We start from the raw sequence: 16,502 nt of genomic DNA, 5'->3' as shown, positions 1-16,502 counted from the left end.
CTGGAGCGCCACAGGCGTCCACTATGATCGATCGATATGAAACTGCTGTTCAGCCACCCCGCAGGCAACCAGAACGTGCGCGCCATGCTCGACGGGCTGGAGGCCGCCGGAATGCTCGCGCGTTTCACGACCACCCTGGCGGTCGAGCCGGACAACGTGGCCCTGAAACTGGTGCCCCAGGGCCTGAGCCGCGACCTGCTGCGGCGGCGCTTCAACATCCCGCGCGAGAAGATCCTTCAGCACCCCTGGCGCGAGCTGGCGCGGGCCGTCTGCTCCCGGGCCGGCTGGAACTACTGGCTGCGCCACGAGCAGGGCTTCGCCTCCATCGACGGCGTGCTGCAGGACTTCGACCGCTTCAGCGCCCGCGCCCTGCCAAGGCTGCACCGGCGCCTCGGCCTCGGCGCGGTCTACACCTACGAGGACTCCGCGCTCGACACCTTCCGGGCTGCCAAGGACCTGGGCCTGAAATGCGTGTACGACCTGCCCATCTCCTACTGGGAGGTCGGCCGCAAGTTGATGGAAGAAGAGGTCCAGCGCCTGCCGGCCTGGGCCCATGCACTGGGCGGCGGCATGGCCGATTCGCCGGCCAAGCTGGAGCGCAAGGCGCGCGAGCTGGAGCTGGCCGACCTGGTGGTGGTGCCCAGCCGCTTCGTGGCCGACTCCCTGCCCGCCTGGGCCGGGCAGAAGACCCGGGTGCTGTCGCCCTTCGGCTCGCCGCTGCCGGCGATCGCGCCCGCGCGCAAGGGGGTCGACCCGTCGAAGCCGCTGCGCGTGCTCTTCGTGGGCTCGATGGGGCAGCGCAAGGGCCTGGGCGACCTGTTCCAGGCCATGCATCTGCTCAAGGGCGAGAACATCGAGCTGGTCGTGATGGGCTCGCTGCTGAACGAGCCCGCCTTCTACCGCGGCCAGTACGCCGACTTCACCCTCGAGAAGGGGCGCCCCCACGCCGAGGTGCTGGCCCTGATGCGCAGCTGCGACGTGTTCTGCCTGCCCTCGCTCTACGAAGGCCGGGCGCTGGTGATGCAGGAGGCGATGAGCCAGGGCCTGCCGATCGTGATCACGCCCAACACCGGCGGCGACGACCTCGTGATCGAGGGCAAGACCGGCTTCCTGGTGCCGATCCGCTCGCCCGAGAAGATCGCCGAGAAGCTCGCCTGGTTCAACCAGAACCGGCAGGAACTCCCGGCCATGAGCGAGGCGGCCGTGCAGCATGCGGCCAGCTACACCTGGAAGAAGTACAGCGAGGTCGTGATCGACGCCATCCGCAAGCTGGCGTAGCACCGAAAGCGGCCCCGCCGCCTACGCCGGGTGCCGAGCCCCCATGAAGCGCTACTGGGAAATCGACGCACTGCGCGGGCTGATGCTCGTGCTGATGACCTTCACCCACCTGCCCACGCGGTTCACCGATCCGCTCGGTCAGCCCTTCGGCTTCGTCTCGGCAGCCGAAGGCTTCGTGCTGCTCTCGGCCTTCGTCGCCGGCCTGGTCTACACCCGCATCAGCGACAGCCGCGGCGTCGACGCGATGCGCCGGGCCTTCTGGCAGCGCGCGCTCAAGGTCTACCTGGCGCAGGCGGCGACGCTGCTGTTTCTCTTCACCATCATCACGCGGGTGGGGCTGCGCATCGATCAGCCGGCCGTGAAGAACCTGCTGTCCTTCTACCTCGCGCATCCGCTCGAGGGCTTCGGCTACTCGCTGCTGCTGGTGTACGAGCCGGCGCTGCTCGACATCCTGCCGATGTATATCTTCTTCATGCTGATGAGCCCCTGGGTGCTCGCCTTCGCACTGCGCCACGGCTGGACCGGCGTGATGGTGGCCAGCGCGGCGCTGTGGGGCCTGGCCCAGTTCGGCTTCAGCGAATGGCTGTACGGGCTGGCGGTGCATCACCTGCACCTGCCCGTGCCCTTCCGCGAGATGGGCGCCTTCAATGCCTTCGCCTGGCAGTTCCTGTGGTTCGCCGGGCTGTGGATGGGCGCCAGCCGGCATGCGCCCAATGCCGAGCCCTTCCGCTTCCCTGCGTTGCTGGTGGCGCTCGCGGTGGGGGCGGCGCTCTACGGGCTCTGGTGGCGGCACCATGGCATCAATGGCCAGGCGCCCTTCGGCGGCGACGAGGAGATGAACCTGCTGTTCGACAAATGGCAGCTCGGGCCGCTGCGCATCTTCAACCTGGTGGTGCTGGGCATCGTCACCGTGCGCTTCGGGCCGGCGCTCATGCGGCGCCTGCCGCGCCTGCACGCGCTGGAGGCCATGGGCTCGGCTTCGCTGCCGGTGTTCTGCGCGCACCTGGTCGCGGTGCTGCTGGTGCTGGCGTTCTACGGCGACAACCAGACCGCGCGGCCCTGGTGGGGCGACGTGCTGCTGCTGGCCGTGGTGTTCGCGGGCCTCTATGGCGTGGCCCGAGTGGCGCTGTGGTGGGGCGAGCGGCGGCGCAGCCGGGACGCCTACCGCGACGCCGGCGCGATCGACAGCTCGGCCTGATCCACGGGCCGCGCCAGCTGCGCGCCGATGACCGAGCGCCACAGCCGGTAGCCTTCGTCGTTGAGATGCAACTGGTCGCCGCGGAACAGTTCGGCCCGCGGGCGCCCGTCCGCGCCCATCATGGGCGTGAAGACATCGATGTAGTCGCTGTTCGGCAGGCGCCGCAGATAGGCGGCAATGATGTCGTTGGTCTCGCGCATCCGCGGCAGCAGCTTCTCGCGCGAGGGGCTGGGCTTGATCGAGATGTAGCTGATGCGCGCCTCGGGCAGCTCCGCGCGCACGGTGTTGGCGAACTGGGCGAAGCTCTCCAGGATCTGGATCGGCGTGCGGCCCTCGGCCAGGTCGTTGTCGCCGGCGTAGACCAGCACATGGCGCGGCTTGTAGCGCAGCACCAGCTCGCGCGCGAAGAAGCTGGAGTCGGCCATGGTCGAGCCGCCGAAGCCGCGGTTGATGACCACCGGCAGTTGCGGGAAGTCCTGCGCGAGGCGGGTCCAGAAGCGGATGGTGGAACTGCCGACGAAGACCACGCCGCCCTCGCTGGGCCATTGCTGGCGGTCGGCGGCATCGAAGGCCGAGAGCTCGCTGCGCCAGCGTGTCTGCGCTGCCAGGTAGGCGGGGGAGGGGGTCTCGGCAGCGCTGGTGGACTGGGCCTGCGAGGCGCACGCTGCGAGCAACAGCGCGATCGGCAGGAGGGCCCGGCGAGCCGCCCTGACGGCGGGAGCAACGTTCATCACAAGCATGAAATTCGAGAGAAGACCTTCGGCCGCATCATGCGGTCGAGTCCTCGCCGATGCGTCGCAGGATGTTAACGGTCCTTAAAGGGTCTTCTCGATCAGCGCGCCCTTGAAGAGCACCGGCCCGGTCGGCCCGCGCTCGCTGGGCACGCCGCCCCTGGGCTCGAGGCTGATGGCCAGCGCCGGCACCGAACGCACGTCGGCTTCCTGTGCCGTCAGCCTGAGCGCAGGGTCGCGGCCCAGGACGCCCAGCGAACGCGGCGCGCCGCCGGGCGGCAGCGCCCACAGCTGCAGCGACTTGTCCTCGCCCTCGCGGTAGTCGCCGACGCGCTGCAGCACCAGCTGGCGCTTCTTCGGGTCGAAGGTCACCAGCATCGAGGCGGCGGCCTGCTCGTCCGACAGCACGGCCACGTACTGCACGGCCGGCGCATTGCGCAGTTGCTCGCTCAGGTTGAGGCCGACGAAAGCGGCCACCACGGTGGCGAGCGCGCCGGCCGCTGCGGCGCTGCGCCACAGCGCGAGGCTGCGCAGCCAGCCGCTGCGCGCGGGCGTTTCGGCCGGCGTGGGCGGCGTGGTGCGCTGGCGTGCGATGGCTTCCTGCTCCTGCTCGGCCGCGATCAGGTTGCGGATGCGGGTCCACACGGCCGCATCCGGCACCACCGGCGACTGCAGCTCGGCCATGCTGGCGAGCCGGCTCTGCCAGACCAGCGCTGCGGCCCGCACCGGCGCCTGCTCGCGCGCCAGGGCTTCGAAGCGCCTGCGCGCACCGCCGCGCAGGGTGCCCAGCGCGTGGCTCGCGGCCAGCAGCTCCAGCAGTTCGGGATGGGCGGAAAGGTTCATGGCGAAGCGAGTCCCTTGGTGCTGCGCACTGCGGTATTCGACTTGGGAGCGGCCCGGCGTCTCATGCCAACTGCTGCATGCAGATGCGCAGCTTCTCCAGCCCACGCCGGATCCAGGTCTTGACCGTGCCCAGCGGCAGCTTGAGCTGCTCGGCCAGCTCGCCGTGGCTGAGCTCGCGCAGGTAGGCCAGGCTCAGCACCTCGCGCTGCCGGCCCTCGAGCCGGCTCAGGCACTGGTGCAGAGCTTGGGCCTGCTCGCTGGCGTCTGCGGTGTCCATCGGGTTCGCGGCATCGGACTCGAAGGTCTCGGCCATCACATCGTCGAATTCCTGGGTGAGCTGGGCGCGGTCGGTGGTGCGGCGCCGCAGGAAGTCGAGCGAGCGGCTGCGCACGATCAGCCCCAGCCAGGCCATCGGCGGGCTCAGCGTGCTGCGGTAGTCGCCGGCGACGCGCCAGATGGTGAGGAAGGATTCCTGCAGCACGTCTTCGGCCCATTCGCGCTGGCGCACCACCCGCATCGCCAGGCCGAAGAGCTTGGGCGAGGTGCGCTCGTAAAGCAGGCGCAGGGCGGTTTCGTCCCGGCGGCCGACGCGGTCGATCAGTGCCATCAGTTCGGCGTCGGGGCTGGCTTCGGGCATGCGCGGATTGTGGAGCATCGGTCGTCACACAGGCGATACGGCGCAAGGCCGCCGGCGGATTCAGGCGCTGCCGATCGCTGAATCCGATCGCGCCCCCGCCGCGTACCGGGGATGGAGGCCGCCAGTCCGCCAACAACAGCGCCCGCCAACAACCTCAGCATCCGAATCGACACGAAAGGAACAGACCATGACCTTGCGCAACCTCGGCCTCCTCACGGCCGCCGCCAGCCTCGCCGCCTGCTCCGGCATGGGCATGAACAAGCCGATGGCGTACTCCCAGGCCAGCCTCCCCGATGCCGTCAAGGTGCCTGCCGGCCACCAGGTCGCAATGGAGACGGTCGGCGCCGGCGACATCACCTACGAATGCCGCGCCAAGGCCAACGCCCCCGGGCAGCACGAATGGGTCTTCGTCGGCCCCGACGCTCGCCTCATGGACCGCGGCGGCAAGCAGGTCGGCAAGTACTACGGCCCGCCGGCCACCTGGGAGAGCATGGACGGTTCCAAGCTCACCGGCACCCAGGTCGCGGTCGCGCCCAATGGCAGCGCCAACATCCCCTACCAGCTGGTGAAGGCCAACCCGGCCATGGGCAGCGGCGCGATGCAGGGCGTGAGCTACATCCAGCGCGTGGCCACCCAGGGCGGGACGGCGCCGGCCATGGCCTGCGGCGCAGACTCGATGGGCCGGAAACAGGTGGTGAAGTACCAGGCCGACTACATCTTTTATCGCGCGATGTGAGCGGTCCTGCACGGCGGCGGCGCTGTGCGTGGCCGTTGTGCAACAACTTGAAACATATACTGGGCGCTCCCTCGTTGGAGCGTCCATGCAAGAGCCCGGAAGTCCCTCGCCACGCCCGTTCTGGCATCGCCTGAACACCTTCTTCGCCTTCCCTTTCCAGCTGCAGCCGCTCGGCTATGCGCTGCTGCTCGCGGCTTCCAGCCTGCTCATCCATCTGTTCTTCTTCCTGCCGCAGGGGCTGATCCTGCTGCTGCTCGAGCTGGGCATTGTGCTCGCGGCCAGCCGCTACGGCTTCAAGGTGATGGCGCTCGGCGCGCGCGGCATCGTGCGGGCCGCCGATTTTCCACGCACGCTGGACGAGGAGTGGACGAATCTGCCCTGGAAGCTGTTCGCGCTGCTGGTGCTGCAGGGCATGGTGGGCGGCCTCGTCGGCGCCTTGAATCCGGTACTCGGCTACATCGCGCTCTTCGTGCTCTCGTTCACGCTGCCGGCCACGACCATGGTGCTGGTGCAGTCGGGCAGCTTCTGGCAGGCGCTGAACCCGGGCCTGGTGTGGGAGACCCTGCGAGCCATCGGCTGGCCCTACGTGCTGCTGTGCTTCTTCCTGTTCCTGCTGAATTCCGGCGCGCAGCTGGCCGTGGTCATGCTGCTGCCCGTCTTCAAGGGCTGGATCGCGCTGCCGCTCTTCAATTTCGTGATGATCTATTTCGGCTGGGTCATGGCCAGCCTGCTGGGCTACGTGATGTACCAGAACCATGCGGCGCTCGGCATCGACCTGCTGCCCGGTGCCGGTGCCGACGAGCGTGCGATGGACACCCGCACCCCGGCCCAGATCGCGCAGCAGCAGACCGATGCGCTGGTGGCGCAGATGGTGACCGACGGCGACGTGGCCGGCGCGCTGGCGCTGGCCTACGAGGAGCAGCGCACCAAGCCGGACGACCTGGCCGCGCAGCGGCGCTACCACCGCGTGCTGCTGCTGGCGCCCGACAAGACGGCCACCCTGCTGGACCATGGGCGGCGGCTGATCGGCATGCTCGCCGCGCGCGATCTCCCGTCGGAGGCGCTGAAGGTCTACAAGGCCTGCGGCGAGAAGGACGCCGGCTTCGTGCTCGACGATCCGGTGACGACCATCGCGTTGGCACGCGCCGAATGGCGCAACGGCGAGGCGAAGGCCGCGCTCGCGCTGTTGACCGGCTTCGACAAGCGCTTCCGCGGGCATGCGGCGATTCCGCAGGCCTACGAGCTGGCGGCGCGGGTGCTGGTGCAGGGGCTGAACCGGCGCGACATGGCGCGGCCGATCCTGAAGACGCTCGAGCGGCGCTATCCGGACAGCGAGCAGACGCAGGAAGTGCGCTGGCTGATGCGCGAGGTGCCGCAAGGCTGAGTCTCACTCCCTCCCCTTCCGGGGGAGGGCAGGGGTGGGGGCACCGGGCGGTGGCAAGGCGCGTTGGCTTGGATGCGCCGCGTGCCGTCACCCCAACCCTCTCCCGCAAGCGGGAGAGGGAGCAAGTCATCCTCAGGCCTTCTGAAGCATCCGCGTCACCATCGCCTCCGGCGCCAGCCGCAGCAGGTGCGGCAGCCAGCCCAACGCCTGGTCGCGCCGCCCGGCCTGCAGCAGGCCGTTGGCGCACAGCGCCACGGTTTCGGCCAGCTCCGGATGTTCCGGCGCCGTCTTCATCAGCGCCTGGCACAGGCGCTCCGCATCGGCGAACTGCTGCGCGCGCGTGAAGCGGCGCGCCAGCCGCACCATGTCCTCGGGTCGCAGGCGCGCACCGGGCTTGGCGTGGTCGAGGTAGGCCTTGTAGCTCGCATGCTGCAGTTCCAGCGTGGCGGGGTCCTGCGGTCGGAGCTGGAAGATGCGGTGCGCCGCGCGATGAAAGTCCTCCCCGGCGGGCCAGAGCTTGGCGGTGTTGAACCAGGCGCGCAGCGTGTCCGCGTCCCCGGGGCGCTGCTTCGCGGCGGCGCGCCATTGAGCGCAGGCCTGCTCGAACTTCATCTCGCCGGCCAGGCGCCGCGCCGCGGCCACATGCTGCTCGAATGGGTCCGGTGCCTGCTCGACCGGCGCTTCGGGCAGGCGCACCCGGCGCCACCGCATCGCGATCGCCATCAGCAGCGCGCCGGTCAGCAGCCCGCCCAGGTGCGCCATGTAGGCGATGCCCTTGCCGCCGACGAGATGCTGCAGCAGCTCGTTGGCGATCCAGGCCGGCAGCAGGATCAGCGCCGGCGCCGTGACGTAGTTGAAGTAGAAGAAGAGCTGGTAAAAAAAGCGGATGCGCCGGAGGCGATACATCACCGCGTACATGCCCATCAGCGCCGACACCGCGCCCGAGGCGCCCAGCCCGTAGCCGCCCTGGCCCGCATAGGCCCAGGCCGCCAGCGCCGAGGCGCCGGCCGCGCCCAGCAGGTAGAAGCCCAGGTAGAGGCCGCGGCCCAGCGCGAGCTCGACCGAGAAGCCGAACAGGAAGAGGAAAAGCATGTTGCCCAGCAGGTGGCCGGTGCTGCCGTGCAGGAAGGCCGACGTGAGCCAGGTCCAGGGCCTGGATTCGGCGTCCGGGTTGTGGTCCTGCGCCCAGCGGGTGGTGAAGGGCGCCGGCAGCTGCGCCTCATAGCGCTGTCGCTCGCGCTTCCAGTCCGCGTACTTCGGGTGGGCGGGCTCGATGATCTGGTCGGCGTGCAGCTTGCGCAGGAAGGCCTGCTCCTGCTGCAGGCCTTCGAGCAGCTCGCCGTAGCGCTCGCGTGCCAGCAGCCGCCGGGCCACGGCCGCGCGCGGCGAGCCGGTCTCCTGCAGCCAGGCCACGAAGGGCGGCAGCTCCAGCTTCGGCAGGCCGCTCTGCAGGTAGAACTGCGCGGCCCGCTCCTGCGCCGCGTCTTCCGCGCGCTGCGGTCCCCAGAAGACCAGCATGTTCACCAGGATGAGCAGCACCGTCACCCAGGGCGGGTTGCGCCAGCTCGGCCGGCTCTCGAGAGGGATCGCGTAGAACACGCTGCCGGACGCTAAGGCAACGTGCTCAGCGGCTGTTGCGCCCGATGCCCTGGTAGATGACGCCGGCTTCCTTCATCACGCCGGGCTCATAGAGGTTGCGGCCGTCGAAGATCACCGGCGACTTCATCAGCGCCTTGAGCCGCTCCAGGTTGGGGCTGCGGTAGGCCTTCCACTCCGTGACGATGATCAGCGCGTCCGCGTCGGCCAGCACCTCCATCGGGTCCTTGGCCGAGGAGAAGCTGATGCGCTCCAGCAGCGCCGGCGCATCGGCGAAGTCCAGCTGCAGCACGCGCCGGGTCTCGTCGACCGCGATCGGGTCGTGCGCCACCACGCGCGCGCCGGCGCGCAGCAGCGCACCCAGCACCACGCGGCTCGGGGCCTCGCGCATGTCGTCGGTGTTGGGCTTGAAGGCCAGGCCCCACAGCGCGAAGCTGCGGTCGCTGAGGTCGGGGCCGAAGCGGTCGAGCACCTTCTGCGTCAGCACGCGCTTCTGCTCGTCGTTGACCGCCTCGACCGACTCCAGCACCCGCAACGCCTGCCCGTTGTCGCGCGCGATGCGCGTGAGCGCCTGGATGTCCTTGGGGAAGCAGCTGCCGCCGTAGCCCGTGCCCGCGTAGAGAAAGCTGTAGCCGATGCGCGGGTCGGAGCCGATGCCCTGGCGCACTGCCTCGATGTCGGCGCCTACGCGGTCGGCGAGGTTGGCCAGCTCGTTCATGAAGCTGATGCGGGTGGCGAGCATCGCATTGGCCGCGTACTTGGTGAACTCGGCAGAGCGCACGTCCATCACGCGGGTGCGCTCGTGGTTGCGGTTGAAGGGCGCGTAGAGCTTGCGCATCGCGGCCAGCGCCTCGCGGCCGTCCTCGTCGTCGCTGTAGCCGATGACGATGCGGTCGGGCCGCATGAAGTCCTCGATCGCTGCGCCTTCCTTGAGGAACTCGGGGTTGCTCACCACCGAGAAGCGCAGGTCGGAGCGGCCGCGCTTGTCGAGCTCTTCCTGGATGACGGCAGCGACCTTGTCGGCCGTGCCCACCGGCACCGTCGACTTGTCGACCACGACCTTGAACCCGTTCATGTACTTGCCGATGTTGCGCGCCGCCGCCAGCACGTACTGCAGGTCGGCGCTGCCGTCCTCGTCGGGTGGGGTGCCGACGGCGATGAACTGCACGTCGCCGTGCGCCACCGAGGCCTCGATGTCGGTCGAGAAGGCGAGGCGCTTCGCCGCCATGTTCGACTCGACCAGGTCGCCCAGGCCCGGCTCGTAGATCGGGATGCCGCCCGCGTTGAGGGTGTCGATCTTGCGCGCATCGACGTCCACGCACAGCATGTTGTTGCCGATGTCGGCGAGACAGGCGCCGGTGACGAGCCCGACATAGCCGGTACCGATGATGGTGACGTTCATGCGTTGTTCAATCTGCGGTGGTTTCGGACAGCGCCTTGTCGAAGTAGGCGATGGTCTTCTTCAGGCCTTCCTCGAGCTGGGTCTTCGGCGCCCAGCCGTCGAGCTCCTGCTGGGCCAGGGTGATGTCGGGGCGGCGCTGCTTGGGGTCGTCCGCCGGCAGCGGCATGCGCATCAGCTGGCTCTTGGAGCCGGTCAGCTCGATCACCTTGTTGGCAAGCTCCAGCATCGAGAACTCGCCCGGGTTGCCGATGTTGATCGGGCCGGGCACCTCGTCGCCCGTGCCCATCATGCGCAGCATCGCCTCCACCAGGTCGTCCACGTAGCAGAAGCTGCGCGTCTGCTGGCCATCGCCGTAGATGGTGATGTCCTCGCCCTTGAGCGCCTGCACGATGAAGTTGGACACCACGCGCCCGTCGTTCATGTGCATGCGCGGACCGTAGGTGTTGAAGATGCGCACGACCTTGATGCGCAGCTTGTGCTGGCGGTGGTAGTCGAAGAACAGCGTCTCTGCGCAGCGCTTGCCCTCGTCGTAGCAGCTGCGGATGCCGATCGGGTTGACGCGGCCCCAGTAGGCCTCGACCTGCGGATGGATCTCAGGGTCGCCGTAGACCTCGCTGGTGGAAGCCTGCAGGATCTTGGCGCGCACCCGTTTGGCCAGGCCCAGCATGTTGATGGCGCCATGCACGCTGGTCTTGGTGGTTTGAACCGGGTCGTGCTGGTAGTGGATGGGCGAGGCCGGGCAGGCCAGGTTGAAGATCTCGTCCACCTCCACGTAGAGCGGGAAGGTCACGTCGTGCCGCATCAGCTCGAAGCGCGGGTGGCCCAGCAGGTGCTCGATGTTGCGCTTGGTGCCGGTGAAGAAATTGTCCACGCACAGGACGTCGTGGCCGTGCTCGATGAGCCGGTCGCACAGATGGCTGCCGAGGAAGCCGGCGCCGCCGGTGACCAGGACCTTCTTGGAAGCGTTGTATTGCCGCATGTTGCGAGTTCACTCCATAGGGGGGATCGGATTGATGGCCTTGGCCTTGGCCTTCAGTTCAGGCGCCGGGCGCTGTGCGGATCGTTGCTCGTACATCTTCGCGTCGACCAGCATGCGGAACCACAATGCCTGGAAAAAAGCGAAGTAGAAGCCGGTGGTGCCGTCCAGGAAGCCGAGCCGGAAGACGTAGCGGTAGACGAAATAGCTGAGCGAGCGCAGGCCGGTCGGAAGCCGATAGTAGAGCTCCTTGATGAAGCGCGTGCGCTCGCGCGCGTCGCCCATCAGCCGCGGCTGGAGCACGTTGTCGGCGGCCATGCGCGGACCCAGCTTCTCCTTGGCCTCGGCGTCGCTCCAGCGGTTGTGGCTGTTGATCCAGTCGGTGAGCCGCGCCGAATTCTTGTCGTGCATGAAGCCCTGCAGGCGGCCCGGCGTGGCGCTGCTGATGAAGTGCTGGTCGTAGAGCCGCGCCTCGCAGCGCCCGGCGCCCGAGCGGAACAGCCGCAGGTGCCAGGGGTTGACGCCGGAGAAGCGCAGCATCTTGCCCATGAAGTAGTCGCGCCGGCGCAGCATGTAGGCGTCGAAGCGCGGCGTGCCGGCGAGCAGGGCGCGAATTTCGCCCACCGCCTGTTCGTCCAGCACCTCGTCGGCATCCAGGTGCAGCTGCCAGCCGTAGGCGCCCTCGACCTGCGAGATCGCCCAGTTGCGCTGGTCGCTGTAGTTGGAGAAGGGCCGCTGCACCACGGTGCAGCCCAGTTCCTCGAGGATGGCGACGGTGCTGTCCGACGAATGCGAGTCGACCGCAAAGACCTTGGGGCTCACCTTCTTCGCCTGCGACACGGTCTCCCGGATGATCGAGGCGGAATTGAAGGTCAGGATAACGACGACGCAGGGGGGTTGTTCCATGGATTCGGTCGGCTGGCGTGCTTCGGCAACACAGGTTGCCGGGCAGTTTGCTGCAATGCAATGCCAAACTTTAGCACTACAGTTTTACAACTGGCCACAAAACTGACGGCGTAGAGGCCCACCATAGGTCGTATTTGCTGGGGAAAGCGCTATTCAATCGATAGCGCCTGAGCAAGTACCAGCAAGGCTTTCAGCAGCTGTTCGGGGTAAACCCCAAATAATTCTCAACCGAGCCTGGCGCGATGGCGGGCGATCTGCTTGCGCACCTGGGCCGGGGCCGTTCCGCCCAGAATGTTGCGCGCATGCAGCGAACCCCGCAGGCTCAGCACGTCGTAAACGTCTTTCTCGATCTTCGGATGGAAGGTCTGCAGCACCGACAGCGGCAGCTCCGACAGGTCGACCTTGTGCGAGATCGCGGCCTTGACCGCGTGCGCCACGGTCTCGTGCGCGTCGCGGAAGGGCAGGCCCTTCTTCACCAGGTAGTCGGCCAGGTCGGTGGCGGTCGCGTAGCCGCGCAGCGCGGCGTTCTCCATCGCCTCGGGCTTGACCGTGATGCCGCCCACCATCTCGGCAAAGATGCGCAGCGTGTCCTTGAGCGTGTCGACGGTGTCGAACAGCGGCTCCTTGTCCTCCTGGTTGTCCTTGTTGTAGGCCAGCGGCTGGCCCTTCATGAGCGTGATCAGGCCCATCAGGTGGCCCACCACGCGGCCGGTCTTGCCGCGCGCGAGCTCGGGCACGTCCGGGTTCTTCTTCTGCGGCATGATCGAACTGCCCGTGCAGAAGCGGTCGGCGATGTCGATGAAGCCGAAGGCCTGGCTGGTCCAGAGCACCAGCTCCTCGCTGAGCCGGCTGATGTGCACCATCGCGAGCGAGGCAGCGGCGCTGAATTCGATCGCGAAGTCGCGGTCGCTCACCGCGTCCAGGCTGTTCTCGCACACCCCGTCCATGCCCAGCGTGCGCGCCACCAGCTCGCGGTCCAGCGGGTAGCTGGTGCCGGCCAGCGCCGCGGCACCCAGCGGCAGGCGGTTGACGCGGCCGCGCACGTCGGCCATGCGCTCGGCATCGCGCGAGAACATCTCGACGTAGGCCAGCATGTGGTGGCCGAAGCTCACCGGCTGCGCCACCTGCAGGTGCGTGAAGCCCGGCAGGATCACCTCGGCGTTCTTCTCGGCGATGGCCACCAGCGACTTCTGCAGGTCGACCAGCAGCCCGCCGATCAGGTCGATCTCGCCGCGCAGCCAGAGCCGCACGTCGGTGGCCACCTGGTCGTTGCGGCTGCGGCCGGTGTGCAGGCGCTTGCCGGCATCGCCGACCAGCTGGGTGAGGCGGGCCTCGATGTTCAGGTGCACGTCCTCGAGATCGAGCTTCCAGTCGAAGGCGCCGGACTCGATCTCGCCGCGGATCTGCGCCATGCCGCGCTCGATGGCGGCGTGGTCCTCGGCGCCGATGACGCCCTGCGCCGCCAGCATGCCCGCATGCGCGAGCGAGCCTTGAATGTCGGCCTGCCACAGCCGCTTGTCGAAGAAGACGCTCGCGGTGTAGCGCTTCACCAGGTCGCTCATCGGTTCGGAGAACAGGGCGGACCAGGCTTCGGATTTCTTGTCGAGTTGGTTGTGGGTCATGGGGTGAACCGGTTGGGAGGCAATAATGGGTTTGCACCCGATTTGCTTGATGCGCAGCCCATCGATTTTATCGACCACCCCCCAGGCGCCGTCCCCGGCACGGGCCCGCGCGCCGGCGCGTGCCGGTGCCGCGCTCTTCGATGCCTGCCAGATCGGCGTGGTGCTGCGCACCGTGATGTTCGTCGAGTCAGTGGTGGCGGTCGTCACGCTGTTCCAGGCGCCCACACCGGCCGAGTGGCTGATGCTGCTGGCCACCGTGACCGGCGGCGCCTTGCCGGCCACGCTGCTGTGGCTGCTCGCGGCCTGCTGGCTCAAGAAGCTGCTGGGCCGCCTGCCGCGCGCCGGACAGTACGGCGCCGGCATCCTCCTGGGGGCGCTGTCCGCGCTCTACGGCTGCGGACTGCTGCGGCTGACGGGCGTGCTTGCCAGCGCGCCCTGGATCGCGAGCGCCCTGGCCGGGGCGATGTTCGCGTCGCTGGTGATGGCCGCGCTGGTGCTGCGCGCGCGCGGGCAGACGCCGGCGGCCACCACGGCGCGGCTGGAAGAGCTGCAGTCGCGCATCCGCCCGCACTTTCTCTTCAACACGCTGAACAGCGCCATCGCGCTGGTGCGCGAGGAGCCAGCCAAGGCCGAAGCCATGCTGGAAGACCTGAGCGAGCTGTTCCGGCACGCCCTCGCCGATGCGGGCGAATCGGTCACCCTGGCCGACGAGATCGCGCTGGCCGAGCGCTACCTGGCGATCGAGCAGGTGCGCTTCGGCGACCGGCTGCGCATCCGCTGGGACATCGACCCCGCGGCCAACGGTGCGCGCCTGCCGCCCTTGCTGCTGCAGCCGCTGGTCGAGAACGCGGTCAAGCATGGCGTCGAGCCCAGCCCGGAGGGCGCGAAGATCCGCATCCGCACCGAGCGCCGCGGCAGCATGGCGGTGATCGAGGTGGTCAACAGCCTGCCGCCGCTGCGCTGGGCCGACGAGCCCCTGCCGCGCGGCCACGGCATCGCCCTGGCCAACGTGCGCGACCGGCTGCGGCTGCTGCACGACGTGCAGGCGCAGTTCAGCGCCGGCATGGACCAGAAGGCCTACCGCGTGCGCATCGCCATTCCTGTTGGAACTTGAGGAGTCCATGAATCTTCTGCGCACCCTGATCGTCGACGACGAAACGCTGGCCCGGTCGCGGTTGCGCACGCTGCTGGCCGAGTGCCACGCGCCGGGGGCCGAGGTGGTGGCCGAGGCCTCCAACGGCGCCGACGCCCAGGCGCAACTGCTCACGGTCGACCTCGACCTGGTGCTGCTCGACATCCACATGCCCGGCATCGACGGCATCGAGCTGGCGCGCAGCCTGCGCCAGCGCGCCGGTGCGCCGGCGGTGGTGTTCGTCACCGCCCACGCGACCCATGCCGTGACGGCCTTCGAGCTCGAGGCGGTCGACTACCTGACCAAGCCGGTGCGGGCCGAGCGGCTGCAGCAGGCGCTGCAGAAGGCCGAGCGCTCGCTGCGGGAGCGGCGCGGCCCGCTGGCCGACGTGCAGCAGGAGGTGCTGCTGATCCAGGACCGCGGCCGCACCGAGCGGGTGCTGCTGTCCGAGGTGGTCTATCTCAAGTCGGAGTTCAAGTACCTCACGGTGCGCACCGCGGCGCGCAGCCATATCTACGATGGGTCGCTGGCCGAGTTCGAGGAGCGCTATCCGGCGCGCTTCGTGCGCGTGCACCGCAATGCGCTGGTGGCGCGCCAGGCGATCCGCGCGCTCGAGAAGTACGACGACGGCGAGGACGCCGAGGGCTGGGCCTTGCGGCTCGACGGCATTCCGGAGCCGGTGGTGGTGTCGCGGCGCCAGCTGGCGGCGGTGCGCGAGGTGCTGAAGGATCCGCGATGAACAACGACGCCGAGCAGAACAAGGTCGAGCGGCTCCAGGCTCCCCCGGAGCCTGAGCCTGAGCCTGAGCCCGAGCCCGAGCCCGAGCCGAAGCCGAGGCAGGAGCCGACGCTGGAGCCGGAGCCGTCCGAGGCCGAGGCCGAGCCGGAGCGCGTGCTGCTGCACATGCCGGTCGACGTGCGCAGCGCCGCGCTGGTCGTGCTCAGCGTGCTTGCCGTGGTGTTCACGCTGCACTGGGCCAAGGCGGTGTTCGTTCCGTTGATGCTGAGCCTGCTCCTGACCTACGCGCTCGACCCGCTGGTCGGTCTGCTCGAACGCTGGAGGATCTCCCGCTGGATCGGCGCCGCCGTGATCCTGCTCGGGCTCGGCGGCGGCCTGGGCTGGACCGGCTATTCGCTTTCCGGCAGCGCCTCCGAGTTGCTCGATACGCTGCCTGTCGCGGCCCAGAAGCTGCGCCTGGCCATGCGCAGCGGCAGAAGCACGGACCCCAGCGCGCTCGACACGGTGCAGAAGGCTGCCGCCCAACTCGAACAGGCGGCCGAGGAGAATTCAGCCAAGGTCGCGGCGCGCAAGGGCGTGGCGCGTGTGGTCATCGAGCGGCCGAGCTTCAACGTGCGCGAGTACCTCTGGAGCGGCACGGTGGGCTTGATCGCCGCCATCGGGCAGCTCACGCTGGTCGCCTTCCTGACCTATTTCGCGCTTGGCTCGGGCGATACCTTCCGCCGCAAGCTGGTGAAGATCACCGGACCCAGCTTGCAGAAGAAAAAAATCACCGTGCATGTGCTCGACGACATCACGCAGCACATCGAGCGCTACCTGCTGGTGCAGATTCTCACCAGTGCCATGGTCGGCCTTGCCACCGGCCTCGCGTTCTGGGCGCTCGACGTCGACAACGCCGCGGTCTGGGGCATCGTGGCGGCGGTGACCAATCTCATCCCCTACATCGGCTCGGTGATCGTGATGGCGGCGGCCGGCCTGGTGACGTTTCTCCAGTTCAACAGCGTCCAGATGGCCCTGCTGGTCGGCGGCGTCTCGCTGCTGATCCACACCCTCGTGGGCAACCTGCTGGTGCCCTGGCTCACCAGCCGCACCAGCCGCATGAACCCGGTGGCGGTGTTCGTGGGCGTGATCTTCTGGGGCTGGCTCTGGGGCATCTGGGGGTTGCTCTTGGGCATCCCGATCATGATGGTCGTGAAGGCTGTCTGCGATCGGGTGGAGGATCTGCAGCCGATTGGGGAACTGCTGGGCGATTAGTTGGCAGGCGAACGCGGCACGCCGACGTTTCGGCTGTATCGACGTGATGTGCGGGCGCCTACCTGCAAG

Annotated in this window: 15 protein-coding genes; 7 read left to right on the top strand and 8 right to left on the bottom strand. The window is 68.6% G+C overall.

Features of this window, described 5'->3' with window-relative positions; genetic code table 11:
* Positions 1 to 36 precede the first annotated feature (36 nt).
* Positions 37 to 1,278: a glycosyltransferase family 4 protein gene (locus tag AC3A6X_RS02690; RefSeq protein ID WP_487840697.1), complete on the top strand. Its 1,242-nt coding sequence runs from the start codon at positions 37 to 39 to the stop codon at positions 1,276 to 1,278.
* A gap of 43 nt (positions 1,279 to 1,321) precedes the next feature.
* Positions 1,322 to 2,476 (top strand): OpgC domain-containing protein, encoded by a 1,155-nt coding sequence (gene opgC, locus AC3A6X_RS02685; protein ID WP_487840696.1) that lies wholly within the window; start codon positions 1,322 to 1,324, stop codon positions 2,474 to 2,476.
* Here the strand turns inward: opgC and AC3A6X_RS02680 are convergent.
* From AC3A6X_RS02680 to AC3A6X_RS02670, 3 genes are all read right to left on the bottom strand, one after another.
* Positions 2,440 to 3,207, bottom strand: a complete 768-nt coding sequence (locus AC3A6X_RS02680) for an SGNH/GDSL hydrolase family protein (RefSeq protein WP_487840695.1) — start codon at positions 3,205 to 3,207, stop codon at positions 2,440 to 2,442. The two genes, opgC and AC3A6X_RS02680, sit on opposite strands and share 37 nt — an antisense overlap.
* 84 nt (positions 3,208 to 3,291) lie before the next feature.
* Entirely contained in the window at positions 3,292 to 4,050 is a 759-nt protein-coding gene (locus AC3A6X_RS02675; RefSeq protein ID WP_487840694.1) for an anti-sigma factor, read from the bottom strand.
* Positions 4,051 to 4,111: 61 nt separating this feature from the next.
* Positions 4,112 to 4,687 (bottom strand): RNA polymerase sigma factor, encoded by a 576-nt coding sequence (locus AC3A6X_RS02670; RefSeq protein WP_487840693.1) that lies wholly within the window; start codon positions 4,685 to 4,687, stop codon positions 4,112 to 4,114.
* Positions 4,688 to 4,874: 187 nt separating this feature from the next.
* On the opposite strand from AC3A6X_RS02670, the gene AC3A6X_RS02665 reads away from it, so the two are divergent.
* Positions 4,875 to 5,423, top strand: coding sequence for a DUF3455 domain-containing protein (locus AC3A6X_RS02665; RefSeq protein WP_487840692.1), 549 nt, complete (start codon positions 4,875 to 4,877; stop codon positions 5,421 to 5,423).
* Between the two features lie 85 nt (positions 5,424 to 5,508).
* The gene (locus AC3A6X_RS02660; RefSeq protein ID WP_487840691.1) at positions 5,509 to 6,807 is read left to right on the top strand and encodes a hypothetical protein; all 1,299 of its coding nucleotides are present in this window, start codon (positions 5,509 to 5,511) and stop codon (positions 6,805 to 6,807) included.
* 132 nt (positions 6,808 to 6,939) lie between these two features.
* On the opposite strand, the gene AC3A6X_RS02655 is transcribed toward AC3A6X_RS02660, so the two are convergent.
* The 5 genes from AC3A6X_RS02655 to argH all read right to left on the bottom strand — a co-directional run bounded on the left by AC3A6X_RS02655 (position 6,940) and on the right by argH (position 13,309).
* Positions 6,940 to 8,406 carry a rhomboid family intramembrane serine protease gene (locus AC3A6X_RS02655; RefSeq protein ID WP_487840690.1) on the bottom strand — a complete coding sequence of 489 codons (1,467 nt, stop codon included), beginning with the start codon at positions 8,404 to 8,406 and terminating at the stop codon, positions 6,940 to 6,942.
* Positions 8,407 to 8,431: 25 nt separating this feature from the next.
* A complete protein-coding gene (locus AC3A6X_RS02650; RefSeq protein WP_487840689.1) occupies positions 8,432 to 9,805 on the bottom strand; it encodes a UDP-glucose dehydrogenase family protein in 1,374 nt (457 codons plus the stop codon).
* Between the two features lie 7 nt (positions 9,806 to 9,812).
* Positions 9,813 to 10,784, bottom strand: coding sequence for a UDP-glucuronic acid decarboxylase family protein (locus AC3A6X_RS02645; RefSeq protein WP_309965066.1), 972 nt, complete (start codon positions 10,782 to 10,784; stop codon positions 9,813 to 9,815).
* Positions 10,785 to 10,793: 9 nt separating this feature from the next.
* On the bottom strand, positions 10,794 to 11,687 hold the full coding sequence (locus AC3A6X_RS02640; protein WP_487840688.1) for a glycosyltransferase family 2 protein: 894 nt from the start codon (positions 11,685 to 11,687) through the stop codon (positions 10,794 to 10,796).
* 224 nt (positions 11,688 to 11,911) lie between these two features.
* Entirely contained in the window at positions 11,912 to 13,309 is a 1,398-nt protein-coding gene (gene argH / locus AC3A6X_RS02635) for an argininosuccinate lyase (protein WP_309965071.1), read from the bottom strand.
* Between the two features lie 49 nt (positions 13,310 to 13,358).
* Here argH and AC3A6X_RS02630 point away from each other — a divergent pair, with 49 nt between their 5' ends.
* The 3 genes from AC3A6X_RS02630 to AC3A6X_RS02620 are packed head-to-tail and all read left to right on the top strand — an operon-like array spanning position 13,359 to position 16,433.
* On the top strand, positions 13,359 to 14,423 hold the full coding sequence (locus AC3A6X_RS02630) for a sensor histidine kinase (protein ID WP_487840687.1): 1,065 nt from the start codon (positions 13,359 to 13,361) through the stop codon (positions 14,421 to 14,423).
* Between the two features lie 7 nt (positions 14,424 to 14,430).
* Entirely contained in the window at positions 14,431 to 15,180 is a 750-nt protein-coding gene (locus AC3A6X_RS02625) for a LytR/AlgR family response regulator transcription factor (protein WP_487840686.1), read from the top strand.
* Positions 15,177 to 16,433, top strand: coding sequence for an AI-2E family transporter (locus AC3A6X_RS02620; RefSeq protein ID WP_487840685.1), 1,257 nt, complete (start codon positions 15,177 to 15,179; stop codon positions 16,431 to 16,433). The genes AC3A6X_RS02625 and AC3A6X_RS02620 overlap by 4 nt, the downstream gene beginning before the upstream one ends.
* Positions 16,434 to 16,502 lie beyond the last annotated feature (69 nt).

It is taken from the genome of Variovorax sp. Soil_C_12, assembly GCF_057657375.1.
The sequence above is the reverse complement of the archived record's forward strand: the minus strand, read 5'-3'. Positions and strand labels throughout refer to the sequence as shown.